This is a genomic window from Pseudomonas sp. 44 R 15 (assembly GCF_900004965.1).
In the GTDB taxonomy this organism is placed as follows: domain Bacteria; phylum Pseudomonadota; class Gammaproteobacteria; order Pseudomonadales; family Pseudomonadaceae; genus Aquipseudomonas; species Aquipseudomonas orientalis_A.
This window is the reverse complement of record NZ_CVTU01000111.1, coordinates 16,713-31,446: the sequence shown is the minus strand read 5'-3', so window position 1 is coordinate 31,446 and position 14,734 is coordinate 16,713. Positions and strand designations below refer to the sequence as shown.

Genomic DNA, 14,734 nt, shown 5'->3' with positions numbered 1-14,734 from the left:
GGGCGGCTAACCCGGCGTCCTGCCGGGTTACCCACGGATTCAAGCCTGCGTTCGGCCAGCGTGGTTTAACGGGGCGCCTAGGATCAAAAGCAGAGCAAGATCAAGAGCGGCTCGCTTCGCATCGTGGTTACGTTTGGGGGTTACAGAGTGGTGTAGATACCTATCCTCGATAGCAGTGTGTCAGTCAGCCTATCTGTAGCTGATACACCGCAATCGGTGGCAGGCCGTTGATCGTGCGCGTTGAACGGCCCCGTGCGCCTAGCGCAACACAATCACCCGCCCCAGCAGCGTGTGTTGCTCGAAGCCGAGGACCGCTTGCAAGGCCTTCAACACGGCGACAGGGTCGTCGCTCGGAAAGCTGCCGCTGACGCGCCTGGCGCCCATCTCGGCATTGAGCAGGAGGATGCGGCCCGGGTAGTAACGTTTGAGGTCCCAGATCACCTCGGCCAGCGGCGCCTTGTAGTAGTTGAGCCAACCGTCGCGCCAGGCCAGGCGTGATTCGCTGTCCACCGAGTGCAGCGGCTCGGCTACACCGTCGGCGTAGGCCACTTGCTGGCCTGCCGTCAGAATTTGCTGCGGTGCCTGTGCGGACGGCGTTACGCCAACCCGGCCCGACAGCACGGTCACCTGGGCCCCTGCCGGTTGCAGGCGTACTTCGAACTGTGTGCCCAGCACCCGCGTTTCTCCAGCGCCCGCCTCGACCACGAAGGGCTGGCCGGTGTGGACAACGCGGAAAAAACCGGCCCCGCGACGTAATTGGATATGCCGCTCGCCGTGACTGAAATCCACCGCAATCGCGCTGTCGGCGTCGAGCGTGACGCGGGACTGATCGGCCAGGGTGACGGTCCTCACCTGCCCTGGCGCCGTCACGTAATCGGCGCCCAGGTCATCGACCCAACGCGACGGCTGCCAACCGGCGCCCATCGACACCATCAGCAAAAAACAGGCCGCCATGGCCAGGGCGCCGGCCCCACGCACCAGGCGCGAGCGCCCGGAACGGCGCATCGCATCGAGGTAACCCTGCAAGGCCTGTGCGTCTTCGTCGGCCAGGGTGCGTGCCGGCACCTCGCTCAACTCCCACAGCACCTGGGCCTGGGCGTAGGCTTCGATATGGGCGGGGTCGGCGCGCAGCCATCGGCTGAAGGAGGCTTGATCGCCGCTGCCGGGCTGGTCGTGCAGCCGGCTCAGCCAGTCGAGCGCGGCCTGTTCCTGGGCGGGCGTGGGTGTGACGTTCACGATGCGTTCCCTGGCGTACGTGGGACTGACGGTTCGCGCAGGCTCGCCTTGCACGCGTGCAGGGCCCGCATCATGTGTTTTTCCACGGCGCTTTGGGACAGGCCCATGGCCTTGGCGATCTCTGCGTATTTGCGCCCGTGAATGCGGTTGAGCAGGAAAATCTGCCGGGTGCGCTCGGGCAGGCTGCGCAAGGCGGCTTCGACATGCCGCAGGTCATTACCTGCTTCGAGGGCCGCCTGGGGTTCGCAGCCCTGGTTGTCCTGCTGCTCCGGCAACCAGCCCTCGCTGCTGCGCACGCGGGCGCCTTCGCTGCGCAAATGGTCGATGGCGATATTGCCGGCGCAGCGCAGCAGGTAGGTGCTGAGCTCTTCGACCTGTACCAGCGGGCGGCGCCAGAAGCGCAGGAACAGGTCCTGCACCAGATCAGCCGCCGTGGCGCGGCAACCGACACGGCGGCTGACCAAGGCCTCCATCTGTGAACGCTGGGACAGAAACACCTGCAGGAAATGCGCACGCCCCCCGGCCGCGTCCGGGTGCGCGCTGTCCTGTTGCTTGGGCGGCGGGCTGATCATCATGGGCAGCTCAGAAAAGGCCAAACGCCGCGACCGGGCTGGCCAGCACGCCGACGCCCGCGAGGATCAGGGCCAGCCGTGGCCGGTACGGCAACAGCAGCACCAAAAGCAGGGCGCTGAGCATCAACACCGCGCACCACTCCACCAGGCCCTGGCCCCAGCCGGTGACGGCCACCGCCGGCCAGATCGACAGGGTCAGCAGCAACCAGCCGAGCGCACGCAAGCCCAGGCGCCGTGCAGGCGTGGGTTTGCTGCGCAGCAACTCGCCGTGATGACGATCGGTGGCCAGGCACAGCGCGGTAAACCCGGCGTAGCACAGCAGCAGCGCGAGCAACATTCAGCCGGCCTCCTGCTTGAACGCCAATGCACGCGCGTGCTCTGCCTTGGGCTGCAACGCGGCGCGACGCTGCATCTTCCAGGCGGCCCATCCCAGGAACAGGCCGCTGGCCAGGCATGTCAGGTCGAAGCCGGCCATGGCCCAGTCGCGGCTCATCAGCGAAGTGCCCAAGTGATACGGCGTAGTCAGGGCATTAATCAACGGGATGGCCACAAACAGCAGCGCGCCCAGGCTCAACTGCTCGACCCAGCCCTGGCGACCGCGCCGCAACGCGGCATGCACCAGGCTCAGGCCCCAGGCGATAAAGAAGCTCTGCACTTCCCAGTCGGAACGTTCGGCCATACTCACCGGCAGCAGTCGATTGGCCCAGAAAAACGTCGCTATGGCGATCATCAGCCCCGACATGCTGGCGATGTTCAGCACCTCCACCAACCGCAGTTCAAAGGGCATCACACCGGTTTTGGCGTGCTTGAGCTGACGCTTGCCCAGCCATATCACAAGGCCTGTGCCGATCATCGCCGTGCCTGCCAAGCCGCAGATGAAATACAACCACCGCAGCACCGGGCCGGCGAAATGGCCCATGTGCAAGCCGTAGAAACTGCCACCGATGACCGACGGCAAGGACGGTTCACCACTGACCCGCAGCAACTCGCCCGTGGTGCCGTTGAAGGAAACGGTGCTGCCAAAATCTTGCACCACGCTGTCGGAGCCGGCGCGAAATACATTCACCGAGGCGTTGACGTCGCTCGGGTTATTCACCGCCAGGCGCCCGACATGCCCCCCCGCCCACTGTTGCTGCGCCTGCTGGTACATCGGCCACAACGGCAGCAACGTACCCGGCTGGCCGAGTGCCGGGGCATTATCGGAACTGGGAAACACTTCATTGAAGAAGGCACGGCTGTCATTGCCATAGGAGGCCACGATCGGCGCCGGCATGACCATGCTCATGAAAATCACCAGGCTGCTATAGGTGATCATCAGGTGAAACGGCAGCACCAGCACGCCCACCGCGTTGTGCCCGTCCAGCCAGGAGCGCTGGCCCTTGCGCGGGCGGAAGGTGAAGAAGTCCTTGAAGATTTTCTTGTGGGTAATGATGCCGGTGATCAGCGCGACAAACATCACCATGGCGGCGAGGGTCGACAGCCAGCGGCCCCATGGGTAAGGCATCTGCAGTTGGAAGTGGAAGCGGTAGAAGAATTCACCGCCCATGCTTTCGCGGGCCTGCACCGCTTGGCCGCTGACCGGGTCGAGGACTTTCTGGATGAAGTTGCCGCGCTTGCCGGGGTCGACCTTGTCTTGCCACATCACCGACAGGCCGGGGTCGCGGCTATTGGGCAAGGTAATGAACCAGCGCGCGGCCGTGGGCGCCTGTTGCTGCAGGTAGTCTTGCGCTACGGCGAGGCTGCGCGCGTCGTCCATCGGATGGGCCTGGACTTCGGGCTGCATCCAGTGGGTTATTTCATCCTTGAAATAGGCCAGGGTGCCGGTCAGGAAAATCGCAAACAGCAGCCAGCCGAAAATCAATCCGGCCCAGGTGTGCAGCCAGGCCATGGCTTGGCGAAAACCCTCTTTCATGTGCGCACCACCCAGAACCCAATGCCCGCCAGGGTCGCGAGCAGGGCGCTGGGCAGCATCACCCCGGCCCACGCACGCCACGCGGTGCGGCAGGCGAAACACCAGAGCACCGCCAGCAGGTAGAACACGAATGAACTCATCATGCCGACAATCACCGCGTCGGCGCGCGTCGTCGGCAGCCACAGCGCAAGGCAGATCGCGGCCAGCGAGGCCGTCAGATAACCGCCGACCACAGCCGCCAGTACGCGCGACGTGACGGCGAGGCGATAAGAGGCGGGCAGTGAGGTTTTGCTTTTCATGCGGCAGGCGCCAAGTTCATCAGCGCGCAATATTAATGATAAATATTCTCATAAGCAAAAGAGAACGGATGAATCACCTGCTCGGGTCGATTGCCGAACCGTGTTTGCGGCCCTACAATGCGAACAATTCTTGTTCTCTAAAGCATGCCGATGCTGATGGAGTGATCACGTTGCCGCCGTCCAACACCGTCGAAGTTCTGTACAACGACCATCACCACTGGCTCACCGGCTGGTTGCGACGCAAGCTCGGCTGCCCGCAAAGCGCCGCCGACCTGGCGCACGATACCTTCATCCGCGTGCTCAGCGCGCGGGAAGCGCCCACGCTGATCGAACCGCGCGCCTTTCTCACCACGGTCGCCAAACGCGTACTGTTCAACTACTACCGTCGCCAGGACCTGGAACGCGCCTACCTCGACGCCCTGGCGCAAATGCCGGAGCACGTCGCGCCGTCGGAAGAAGACCGTGCAATCATCCTGCAAACCCTGGTGGAACTGGACCAACTGCTCGACGGCCTGCCGGTGCAGGTCAAACGCGCGTTCCTGCTGGCCCAGCTCGATGGCCTGACCTACGCGCAGATCGGCGCGCAATTGGGCATTTCCATTGCCACGGTCAAGCGCCACCTGCATAAAGCCGCCCTGCGCTGCTACTTCGCCCTATGAATGTCTCGACCCAGGTTGCCGAACAGGCCGTGCACTGGTTGCTGCAAATGCAGCAAGGCGCGCTCGACCCGCGCCAGCAGGCGGCCTGGCAGCAATGGCTGGAGGCGCATAGCGAACATCAGCGTGCGTGGGACCAGATCCAGCGCGTCAACCAACGCCTGCGTGGCCTGCCCTCGCCGCTGGCGCACGCGGCGTTGAATGCACCGACCTCCACCAGCCGGCGCCAGGCGCTGAAGCTGCTGTTGATCCTCGGCGCCGGTTCGGCGGCAGCCTGGAGCCTGCGCCAGCAACACATTTTGCCGCCGTTGACGGCGGACTACCGCAGCCCTGTCGGCCAGCGTCGCCGCGTGCAGCTGGCCGACGGCAGCCAGTTGCAGCTCAACACCGGCAGTGCGGTGGATGTGCATTTCGATGGCCACCAGCGCCTGATCCGCCTGCTCGAAGGTGAAATCCTGCTGACCGCCCGCGCAGGTGCCACGCCGCTGCGCGTGCTGACCGGCCAGGGCTTGCTCAGCAGCCAGGCGGCGCGCTTGAACGTGCGGCAGTTCAATGACCATACCCAATTGGCGGTGCTCGATGGCCGTGTCGACGTGATGCCCAACCACTACAGCGGCCTGCCGCTGAGGGTGGACGCCGCGCACCAAGTCAATTACACCCGCAAGGGCTGGGACAGTCCGCGCGCTATCGACGCCAACAGCGGCGCCTGGGCTGACGGCATGCTGGTGGCCGCGCATATGCGCCTGGAAGACTTCCTCGGCGAACTCGGGCGCTATCGCCGGGGCCAGCTCAACTGCGACCCGCAGGTGGCAAACCTGCTGCTGTCCGGCAGTTATCCGCTGGATGACAGCGAACGCATTCTCGATCTGCTGGAAGTCAGCCTGCCGGTCAAAGTGCGACGCTTTACCCGCTACTGGGTGACGGTGCAGGCGCGTGCGTGAAGTTTTTTGAAAACCGCTGAGCCGTTTTCCCTACTTCGCGTGACAGAGAAGGAAAGCCCCCTTGATCCTTCCTTCTCAGGACCACCCTTCATGCCCCTGCAACCGACGCTTCTTGCCCGTACCCTGCGCCAACTCCTGCTCGGCGCCAGCCTCAGCCTGGCCGCGCTGCCCCCGGCGATGGCGGCCGACACCAAGGCCTATCACATCGCGCCGACGAGTCTGGAAGCGGCCCTGAACCAGTTCGGCCGTGAAGCCGGGGTGCTGGTGTCCTTCGGTTCCGAGGTCACCGCCGGTCGGCAAAGCCCCGGCTTGACGGGCAACTACAGCACCGCCGAAGGCCTGGATAAACTCTTGGAAGGCAGTGGCCTGCAAGCCCGCGCCGAGGGTGACAACGCCTACAGCCTGCAACCGGCCGGCGCCCCGGCCACCCTCGAGTTGCAAACCTCCAACGTGGTCGGCGACTGGCTCGGTGACGCGGCGCAGACCAACGTGTTCGAGCATCCCGGCGCCCGTGACGTCATCCGCCGTGACGAATTCGAACGCCAGGGCGCAACCCAGGCCCGCGACGTGCTCAATCGCATCCCCGGCGTCAATGCCCCGGACAACAACGGCACCGGCAGCCATGACATGGCACTGAACTTCGGCATTCGCGGGCTCAACCCACGGCTGGCATCACGCTCCACGGTGTTGATGGACGGCATTCCCGTGCCCTTCGCCCCCTATGGCCAGCCGCAACTTTCATTTGCACCGATCAGCATGGGCAACATGGACGCGGTGGACGTGGTGCGCGGCGGCGGCGCAGTGCGCTACGGCCCGCAGAACGTCGGTGGCATCGTCAACTTCGTGACCCGCGCGATTCCGGATGCGCCCACCGTCAAAGGCGGCCTGCAGACCGAAACCAGCCCGTCCTCCAGCCACGACGGCTTCAAGACCACCGGCAACCTGCTGGCCGGCGGCACCGCCGACAATGGCCTGGGCGGCGCACTCCTGTACTCCGGCACCCGTGGCGGCGACTGGCGTGAAAACAGCGACACGCGCATCGATGACCTGATCCTCAAGGGTAAATACCAGCTGGATGACGCCAACAGCTTCAACGCCATGGCGCAGTACTACGACGGCGAGGCCGATATGCCTGGGGGCTTGAACGTCAAGGACTACAAGGCCGACCCGTACCAGTCGACCCGCCCCTACGACAAGTTCTGGGGCCGGCGCACGATGTTCAACGTCGGCTACCGCTACGAGCAGGATCGCCGTGAATTCACGGTCAACAGTTTCTTCACCAAAACCCTGCGCAGCGGTTACCTCGATCAAGGCAACTTCCTCTCGCTGTCCCCCCGCGAGTATTGGGTACGCGGCCTGGAAACCCGCTTCGCCCAAGGCTTCGACCTCGGCCCCACCAGCCACGAAGTCGGCGTCGGCTACCGCTACATCAACGAAGCCGGCCACGAGTTGCGCTACCGCACGCCGATTGCCGCCAATCAGCAACTGCCGACCACCGACAGCCGTAACGACCGCGACACCCGTGGCGGCACCGAAGCCAATGCGTTCTTCATCGACGACCGTATCGATATCGGCAAGTGGACCCTTACGCCGGGCATCCGCTACGAAATGATCGAGTCCCAACAGACCAACAACCTGAGCAACGTCAAATACAAAGGCGACTACAACACCGCGCTGCCGGCGTTGAACGTGCTCTATCACCTCACCGACGACTGGAACCTCTACGCCAACACTGAAGGCTCGTTCGGCAGCGTGCAGTACAGCCAGATGCCCAACCGCGTGAACAGCGGCGAAGTGAAGCCGGAAAAAGCCCGCACCTGGGAGCTCGGCACACGCTATGACAACGGCAGCCTGCGCGCGGAAATCGGTGCGTTCCTGATCAATTTCGACAACCAGTACGACAGCAACCAGACCAACGACACCGTGATCGCCCGCGGTGAAACGCGGCACCAGGGCATCGAGTCGAGCATCAACTACGCCCTCGACGGCGTGAGCCCGGCGCTGGCCGGCTTCGATGTGTACGCCAGCTATGCGTATGTCGACGCGACCATCCGTGAAGACGGCCCGAACAAAGGCAATCGCGTGCCCTTCTCGTCCAAACACAAAGGCACCCTCGGCGTGGGGTACACCGAAGGCCCGTGGAAGCTCAACCTGGACAGCAGCTACCAGAGCAGCCAGTTCGCCGACAACGCCAACACCCAGGCCGAAAGCGCCGACGGCGCCAACGGACGCATCCCCGGCTACATGCTGTTCAGCAGCCGCGCAGCGTATGACTTCGGCCCGCAGCTGTCGGACTTGAACGTCGCAGTCGGGGTGAAGAACATCTTCAACAAGCAGTACTACACGCGCTCGTTCGACGATAACAACAAGGGCAAATACGTGGGCGAGCCGCGCACGGTGTATGTGCAGACGTCTATCGCGTTCTGACTGGAATTTGCAGAACAAAACAGAACCAACTGTGGGAGGGGGCTTGCCCCCGATTGCAGTGGGTCAGCTACAGATAAGCTGACTGACACACTGTCATCGGGGGCAAGCCCCCTCCCACATTTGATCCTCAGTGTGTCCAGGATTCGGGTTCTAACTACCCGCCAGGCAATACGTGGGTGAGCCGTGCACGGTGTATGTGTATCGCGTTCTGACTGGAATCTGCAGAACAAAACAAAACCAACTGTGGGAGGGGGCTTGCTCCCGATTGCGGTGGGTCAGCTAAAAATATACTGACTGACACTCCGCCATCGGGGGCAAGCCCCCTCCCACATTTGATCCTCAGTGTGTCCAGGATTCAGGTTCTAACTGCCCGCCAGGCAATACGTGGGTGAGCCGTGCACGGTGTATGTGTATCGCGTTCTGACTGGAATCTGCAGAACAAAAACAGAACCAACTGTGGGAGGGGGCTTGCTCCCGATTGCGGTGGGTCAGCTAAAAATATACTGACTGACACTCCGCCATCGGGGGCAAGCCCCCTCCCACATTTGATCCTCAGTGTTTTCAGGATTCGGGTTCTAACTGCCCGCCAGGCAATACGTGGGTGAGCCGTGCACGGTGTATGTGTATCGCGTTCTGATTGGAATCTGCAGAACAAAACAGAACCAACTGTGGGAGGGGGCTTGCCCCCGATTGCAGTAGGTCAGCTACAGATAAGCTGAATGACACACTGTCATCGGGGGCAAGCCCCCTCCCACATTTGATCCTCAGTGTGTTCAGGATTCGGGTTCTAACTGCCCGCCAGGCAACTTGGGGTGGCCGCGACCAGCGCATCAATGGCGCACCGTGTCTTGGCCGGCATGTGCGGCGCCGTCGGCCAGATCACGTGGATGGGGGCCGGCTGCTCGCGATAGTCGGGCAGTACCGCCTCCAGTTGCCCGCGTAGCGCGTAGTGGGCAATCAACCAACTCGGTAACCAGGCCAGGCCCACGCCTGCAATCGTCGCATCGGCCACAGCCTGGAGGTCGTCCAACACCAGGGGCGTGACCAGCCGCGAGCGATGGACGTTATTGCTGCGGTAAGCAATGCCGCGATGAGCCGCCAATTCCTCGATATGTTCAATTCGCCCCCTGCGTTGCAGATACGCCGGTGACGCCGCCAGGCCCATGACCTGCTCCCCCAGACGCCGCGCACTCAGGCGGTCGGTATCCGGCAACGGGCCGATACGCACGGCAATATCGAAGCCTTCCTGCGTCAGATCGATCATGCGGTCGGAGAAGCAAATGTCGATCTCAAGGTCCGGATAACGCGCCATCAAGCCCCACAGGGCAGGCGCGGCATAGTGGTGACCAAACGCCAGCGGCAAACTCGCGCGCAAGCGCCCGCGTGGCTGCTGACGGCCGCTTTCCAGCACGGACTCGGCCGCTTCCAGCTCCGCCAGCGCGCGCAGACAGTGCTCGTAGTAGGCCTGCCCATCCTCGGTCAGACGCTGGCGGCGCGTGGAGCGTTGTAACAGGCAGGTGCCCAGGCGCGCTTCAAGCCGCGCCAGGCCCTTGCCCACCGCCGAGCGCGTGAGGTTCAGCCGCTCGGCGGCCGCGCTCAGGCTGCCGCTCTCGACGATTTGCAGAAACAGCTCGACACCATCGAAACGTGGGGTAGACATCGTAGATTGTCGCCTTTGACTCCCCTATCAAGGGAAAAGTTATCGCAAATAAAGAACCCAATTCCCGAGAGAATAATCCCTCCCTCTCTCTTAAGGAACTGCGTATGCCACACGCCGCCGCTCTAACGGCCTTAAGCCCCGCGCATACCACCAGAAACGGCCTGGCGCTCACCGCCGTGTGCCTGGTGGCCCTGATGTTCGGCCTGGAAATCTCCAGCGTACCGGTCATCCTGCCCACCCTCGAACGCGAATTGGGCACAGGATTTCAAGACGCCCAGTGGATCATGAACGCCTACACCCTGGCCTGCACCAGCGTACTGATGGCAGCGGGCACCCTGGCCGATCGCTTTGGCCGTCGACGCGTGCTGGTACTGTGCCTGTGGCTGTTCGGCCTGGCTTCACTGGCTTGCGGGCTGGCCACCGACGCGACCATGCTGATCGTGGCGCGCTTCGTCCAGGGCATCGGCGGCGGCGCGATGATGATCTGCCAGTTCGCGATTTTGTCGCACTTGTTTCGTGAGCCGGCCGCACGTGCCCGGGCCTTCGCGATCTGGGGCGTGATTGCCGGCGTGGGCCTGGGGTTCGGGCCGATGGTCGGTGCGCTGATCCTGGCAGTCGCCGATTGGCGCTGGGTCTTTCTCGCCCACGTACCGCTCAGCCTGTTCACCCTGGTGCTGTTGCGCATCAGCGTGCAGGAGTCCCGCGACCCGGCCAGCCATCGCCTGGACATTGCCGGCATGCTGACCTTGACGCTGGCGGTGTTCGCCCTGGTCTACTTCATCACCCAGGGCACCGAGCACGGCTTCGCCACACCGGCCATGCTCGGCTGGGCGGGCCTGGCGCTGGTGGCGTTGTTGCTGTTCGTCGTGGTTGAAAAGCGCAGTGCCCATCCGATGTTCGATTTCTCGGTGTTCCGTATCCGGCGCTTCAACGGGGCGCTGATGGGCTCGATCGGCATGAACTTCAGCTTCTGGCCGTTCATGATCTACCTGCCGCTGTATTTCCAGGCGGGTCTGGGCTACGACACCCTGACCACCGGCGGCGCCCTGCTCGCCTACACCTTGCCGACCTTGCTGGTGCCCCCCCTGGCCGAACGCCTGGCCCTGCGCTACGGCGCCGAACGCATCATCCCGCTGGGCCTGGCGACCATGGGCGCGGGGTTTCTGGCGATGACCGTGGCCAATCTCGCCGCACAGCCGGACAGCCTGCTGATACTGCTCGGTTGCGTGATGGCCGGCACCGGCCTGGCGCTGACCAACTCGCCAACCACCAACACCACCACCGGCGCCGTCTCGGCTGATCGCGCGGGCATGGCCTCGGGCATCGACTTCAGCGCCCGGCTGATCACCCTGGCGCTCAATATCGCGCTGATGGGCCTGGTGCTGTTGCTGGGGATCAGCCATCACCTGGCCGATGTACTGCCGCCGGGCACGGCAATGGAATGGCCGGCCCTCAGCCAGCACCTTGCGGCGGGCAAGCTGGATGCGCCGGGATTGGCGCTCAACGAGGCCCGTGCGGCTCTGCGCAACGGTGCCGGCTGGGCCATGCTCTTTGCAGGCTTGGGTGCGTGCGGACTGGCGCTGCTCAGCGGGTATTTCTTCAAACAGCGCCGTTAAACGAAAACGGGCCTGCATGCGCAGGCCCGTCTTCAATGGGGAGTCAAAAAACTATCAGCCGTTGAAGACGGCCCGTTCTTTTTCCAGAAACTCCTGTTCAAGCTCATCTTCATTGACTTTGGTGGTCGGCTGGTTTTTACCGGCAGCGCGGGGCTTGCCTTGCAGTTTGCCGAACAGATGTTCCAGCGCGTGATCGAGCTTGGTGGCCGCGCCATCGATTGCTTGTTCCAGCGTATCGGCCTTGTGCAGCACCGAAAGCGGTTGGTGGCCTTTTGGCCGGGCCTCGAGGCGGCAACTTAAATCGTGGGGACCGGGCTTGTCGCCGTTCTCATCCCGCAGGTAGACCTCCACACGGGTCAGGTCTTCTTCATAACGTTCGAGCGTGCTCTCAATGGTGGTACGTACCCACTCCTCCAGTCGGATGCTGCTTTCAATATGGTTATCGCTATTGACTTGGATTTGCATAGTTCTTCCCTTATTTCAGCTAGCTCGCCAGAGATCACAAACTGCAACACCGGGGTGGTGAAACCATGACCTCTTGGTTACACAATTGAGCACCTGCTGAAACATTTCAACCCCTTTGCAAAGATAAATCCTACATTACAAATTAACCCTGACGACGAGCAAGAACGCTGGTAGGGTGGGGAGTTAGTTACAACTTCTTACCTCCTGTTTTCCTCACAATGGCGCCGCTCCCAACGGGTGCAACGCGCGAAAAACCCCCGCTTCTTCCACCAGCCAGTCGTGCACCGCCCGCACGCCGGGGTGACTCAATGCGCCCGGCGCATACAGCAGCACGTAGCGTTTATGGTTGGGCACGGCCAGGCCAAACGGCACGATCAGGGTCCCTCGTTCCAGCTCATCATTGAGCAAGGTGCGCCGCGCAATGGCCACGCCCATGCCGGCAATGGCGGCTTCGATGGTCAGGTGGTTGCGGTTGAAGGTGTGCCCGCGACGCACATCGGCATCGCGGTAACCGATTTCATTCAGGTAGAACTCCCACTCGGCATACTCATAACTCCCACGCCAGGCGGTGATGTCGTGCAACAACGGAAAGTGGGCAAGGTCGGCCGGGCCATGCAGTGGCGGCCGGCCACGCAACAGGCTGGGGGCGCACACCGGAAATATCTGCTCATCCAACAGCGCTGTGGATAACAATCCGGGATAGCTGCCGTCGTTCAGGTCGATGGCCAGGTCGAAGTCGCCCTCGTGCAGCGCGACGCTGCTGTCTTCGGCAACCATGCGCAACTGAATGTCCGGAAAACGCTGCTGCAAGCGTGGCAGGCGCGGGGTCAGCCACTTGCCGAGAAACGACGGAATCGAGCGCAGGCGCAAGGTGCCGCTGATCATCCCGGCGTCCAGACGCTGCAATTCGGCGTCGATGTTGCCATAGGCCTCCCCTACCACCGCCGCCAGGCGCTGCCCTTCGGCGCTCAGCTCCACACCCCGTGCACGGCGGTGAAACAGTCTGAAGCCCAGGCGCTCTTCCAACTGACGGATCTGCTGGCTCACCGCGCCCGGCGTGATGTGCAGCTCTTCGGCGCAGCGGGTGAACGAAAGGTGCCGCGCAGCACAGGAAAAGACATGCAGCCAGGAATAGGTCTGGCCATGAAGGGGCCGGGTCATAGCGTTTAGTCCTGCTAAAGGGTGTCTTAGGATAATTCGTTGGTCAGTGCCAATCCAGAGGCCCAGTATCGCTCCAACTCCGCCTGCTCTACAAAACATGGCAGCGACTTCCACTCCATTGCTTGTAAGGCTTTAGCATGGCTATCAGCGTTTTCGATCTATTCAAGGTGGGCATCGGCCCGTCCAGCTCCCATACCGTCGGGCCGATGCGGGCTGCCGCGACCTTTGCCCAGGCACTGGCCGACCAGCAGTTGCTCAGCCAAACCCGGCGCGTCGAAGTGCGCTTGTACGGTTCGCTGTCTGCCACCGGTGTCGGCCACGCCACTGACCGCGCCTGTGTGATGGGCTTGATGGGCGAATGGCCGGATCAGGTCGACCCCACCTCGATCAACGCGCGTATCCAGAAACTGCGCGAGTCCGGCCAGTTGTTGCTCGCCGGCCAACAGGCTATTGCCTTCGACTGGCACACCGACCTGCTGCTGCTCGACGAAAGCCTGCCCTACCACCCCAATGCCATGTCCCTGCACGCCTACGGCGACGGCGGCCTGTTGAGCGAGCAAACCTACTATTCGGTGGGCGGTGGTTTCATCATCGAAGCTGCCGAAGCCGCATCGGGCATTGCGCCGACCAGCGACGTTGAATTGCCCTACGACTTTTCCAGCGCCGCTGAACTGCTGGCGTTGTGCAACAAGCACGGCCTGCGAGTTTCGGAATTGATGATGGCCAACGAACGCGCCTGGCGCAGCGACGAAGACATCCGCAGCGGCCTGCTGCATATCTGGTCGGTGATGCGCGCGTGCGTGGAACAGGGTCTGCGCGATGAAGGCATTCTGCCCGGTGGCTTGGACGTCCCGCGTCGTGCGGCGAAATTGCACCGCAGCCTGCTGGAAATCGGCAAGCCCAATGTCATCACGTCAACCTTATCGGCCATGGAGTGGGTCAACCTGTTCGCCCTCGCCGTCAACGAAGAAAACGCCGCCGGCGGGCGCATGGTCACCGCGCCGACCAATGGCGCGGCGGGGATCATTCCTGCCGTGCTGCATTACTACATGAAGTTCAATGCCGACGCGTCTGACGATGACGTGGTCAATTTCTTCCTGGCCGCCGCCGCCGTCGGCATCCTCTGTAAAAAGAACGCCTCGATCTCCGGTGCCGAAGTCGGCTGCCAGGGCGAAGTGGGCTCGGCCTGCGCCATGGCCGCCGCCGGGCTGGCGGATATCCTTGGCGCCACCCCCGAACAGTTGGAAAACGCCGCCGAAATCGGCCTGGAACACAACCTCGGCCTGACCTGCGACCCCGTCGGCGGCCTGGTGCAGGTGCCGTGCATCGAGCGCAACGCCATCGCGGCCGTCAAAGCGATCAACGCCACCCAAATGGCCCTGCGCGGCGACGGCAAGCACTTTATTTCTCTCGACCGGGTGATCCGCACCATGCGTGATACCGGCGCCGATATGCATGACAAATATAAAGAAACGTCACGGGGCGGCCTGGCGGTCAGCTGGGTGGAGTGCTGATCAGGCTGATTGCGCTGTCTGCGATCGTTTTTTCCGTGTTGCCCTGAAACAGGTCACCGCCCCCAAGGACAACACCGTTCAAATGTGGGAGGGGCTTGCCTTGATGCCGGTCTGTAGGAGCGAGCTTGCTCGCGAAAAACGTCAACGATAACCCGTGCTTTCTGAATGAACGCGGCGCCTGTGAGTTTTTCGCGAGCAAGCTCGCTCCTACAAAATGCCTTCCCCGCACCTGTACGGCACGCCCCTTGCTGTAGAGCTTTTGAGGAAAACGGACT

13 protein-coding genes are annotated in these 14,734 nt (G+C 62.9%); 5 read left to right on the top strand and 8 right to left on the bottom strand.

What is annotated here, in order from left to right; translation table 11 throughout:
• Positions 1 to 258: 258 nt before the first annotated feature.
• From BFP93_RS21440 to BFP93_RS21420, 5 genes are read right to left on the bottom strand one after another with little or no spacing between them, the layout of a single operon-like run.
• Positions 259 to 1,236, bottom strand: a complete 978-nt coding sequence (locus BFP93_RS21440) for a FecR family protein (RefSeq protein ID WP_065894840.1) — start codon at positions 1,234 to 1,236, stop codon at positions 259 to 261.
• Entirely contained in the window at positions 1,233 to 1,811 is a 579-nt protein-coding gene (locus BFP93_RS21435; RefSeq protein WP_065894839.1) for an RNA polymerase sigma factor, read from the bottom strand. The genes BFP93_RS21440 and BFP93_RS21435 overlap by 4 nt, the downstream gene beginning before the upstream one ends.
• A 7-nt stretch (positions 1,812 to 1,818) precedes the next feature.
• Positions 1,819 to 2,145, bottom strand: a complete 327-nt coding sequence (locus BFP93_RS21430) for a DUF3325 domain-containing protein (RefSeq protein ID WP_065894838.1) — start codon at positions 2,143 to 2,145, stop codon at positions 1,819 to 1,821.
• A complete protein-coding gene (locus BFP93_RS21425) occupies positions 2,146 to 3,720 on the bottom strand; it encodes a PepSY-associated TM helix domain-containing protein (protein WP_065894837.1) in 1,575 nt (524 codons plus the stop codon).
• On the bottom strand, positions 3,717 to 4,019 hold the full coding sequence (locus tag BFP93_RS21420) for a DUF3649 domain-containing protein (RefSeq protein ID WP_065894836.1): 303 nt from the start codon (positions 4,017 to 4,019) through the stop codon (positions 3,717 to 3,719). Before BFP93_RS21420 ends, BFP93_RS21425 begins: the two co-directional genes overlap by 4 nt.
• Positions 4,020 to 4,189: 170 nt before the next feature.
• On the opposite strand from BFP93_RS21420, the gene BFP93_RS21415 reads away from it, so the two are divergent.
• The 3 genes from BFP93_RS21415 (at position 4,190) to fecA (ending at position 8,043) form a co-directional block, all read left to right on the top strand.
• Entirely contained in the window at positions 4,190 to 4,678 is a 489-nt protein-coding gene (locus tag BFP93_RS21415) for a sigma-70 family RNA polymerase sigma factor (protein WP_065894835.1), read from the top strand.
• Complete coding sequence (locus tag BFP93_RS21410; protein WP_065894834.1) at positions 4,675 to 5,616, top strand: FecR domain-containing protein; 942 nt, start codon at positions 4,675 to 4,677, stop codon at positions 5,614 to 5,616. Before BFP93_RS21415 ends, BFP93_RS21410 begins: the two co-directional genes overlap by 4 nt.
• A gap of 90 nt (positions 5,617 to 5,706) precedes the next feature.
• Positions 5,707 to 8,043, top strand: a complete 2,337-nt coding sequence (fecA, locus tag BFP93_RS21405) for a TonB-dependent Fe(3+) dicitrate receptor FecA (RefSeq protein ID WP_065894833.1) — start codon at positions 5,707 to 5,709, stop codon at positions 8,041 to 8,043.
• A gap of 787 nt (positions 8,044 to 8,830) precedes the next feature.
• Here the strand turns inward: fecA and BFP93_RS21400 are convergent.
• Positions 8,831 to 9,703, bottom strand: coding sequence for a LysR family transcriptional regulator (locus BFP93_RS21400; protein WP_065894832.1), 873 nt, complete (start codon positions 9,701 to 9,703; stop codon positions 8,831 to 8,833).
• A gap of 104 nt (positions 9,704 to 9,807) precedes the next feature.
• Here BFP93_RS21400 and BFP93_RS21395 point away from each other — a divergent pair, with 104 nt between their 5' ends.
• On the top strand, positions 9,808 to 11,319 hold the full coding sequence (locus BFP93_RS21395) for an MFS transporter (RefSeq protein ID WP_065894831.1): 1,512 nt from the start codon (positions 9,808 to 9,810) through the stop codon (positions 11,317 to 11,319).
• A gap of 54 nt (positions 11,320 to 11,373) precedes the next feature.
• Here the strand turns inward: BFP93_RS21395 and BFP93_RS21390 are convergent, their stop codons facing one another.
• A complete protein-coding gene (locus BFP93_RS21390) occupies positions 11,374 to 11,784 on the bottom strand; it encodes an HPF/RaiA family ribosome-associated protein (protein ID WP_016978251.1) in 411 nt (136 codons plus the stop codon).
• A 213-nt stretch (positions 11,785 to 11,997) separates the two neighbouring features.
• Positions 11,998 to 12,945, bottom strand: coding sequence for a LysR substrate-binding domain-containing protein (locus BFP93_RS21385; protein ID WP_065894830.1), 948 nt, complete (start codon positions 12,943 to 12,945; stop codon positions 11,998 to 12,000).
• A gap of 137 nt (positions 12,946 to 13,082) precedes the next feature.
• Between BFP93_RS21385 and BFP93_RS21380 the strand changes: the two genes are divergently transcribed.
• Positions 13,083 to 14,459: an L-serine ammonia-lyase gene (locus BFP93_RS21380; RefSeq protein ID WP_065894829.1), complete on the top strand. Its 1,377-nt coding sequence runs from the start codon at positions 13,083 to 13,085 to the stop codon at positions 14,457 to 14,459.
• Positions 14,460 to 14,734: the final 275 nt, after the last annotated feature.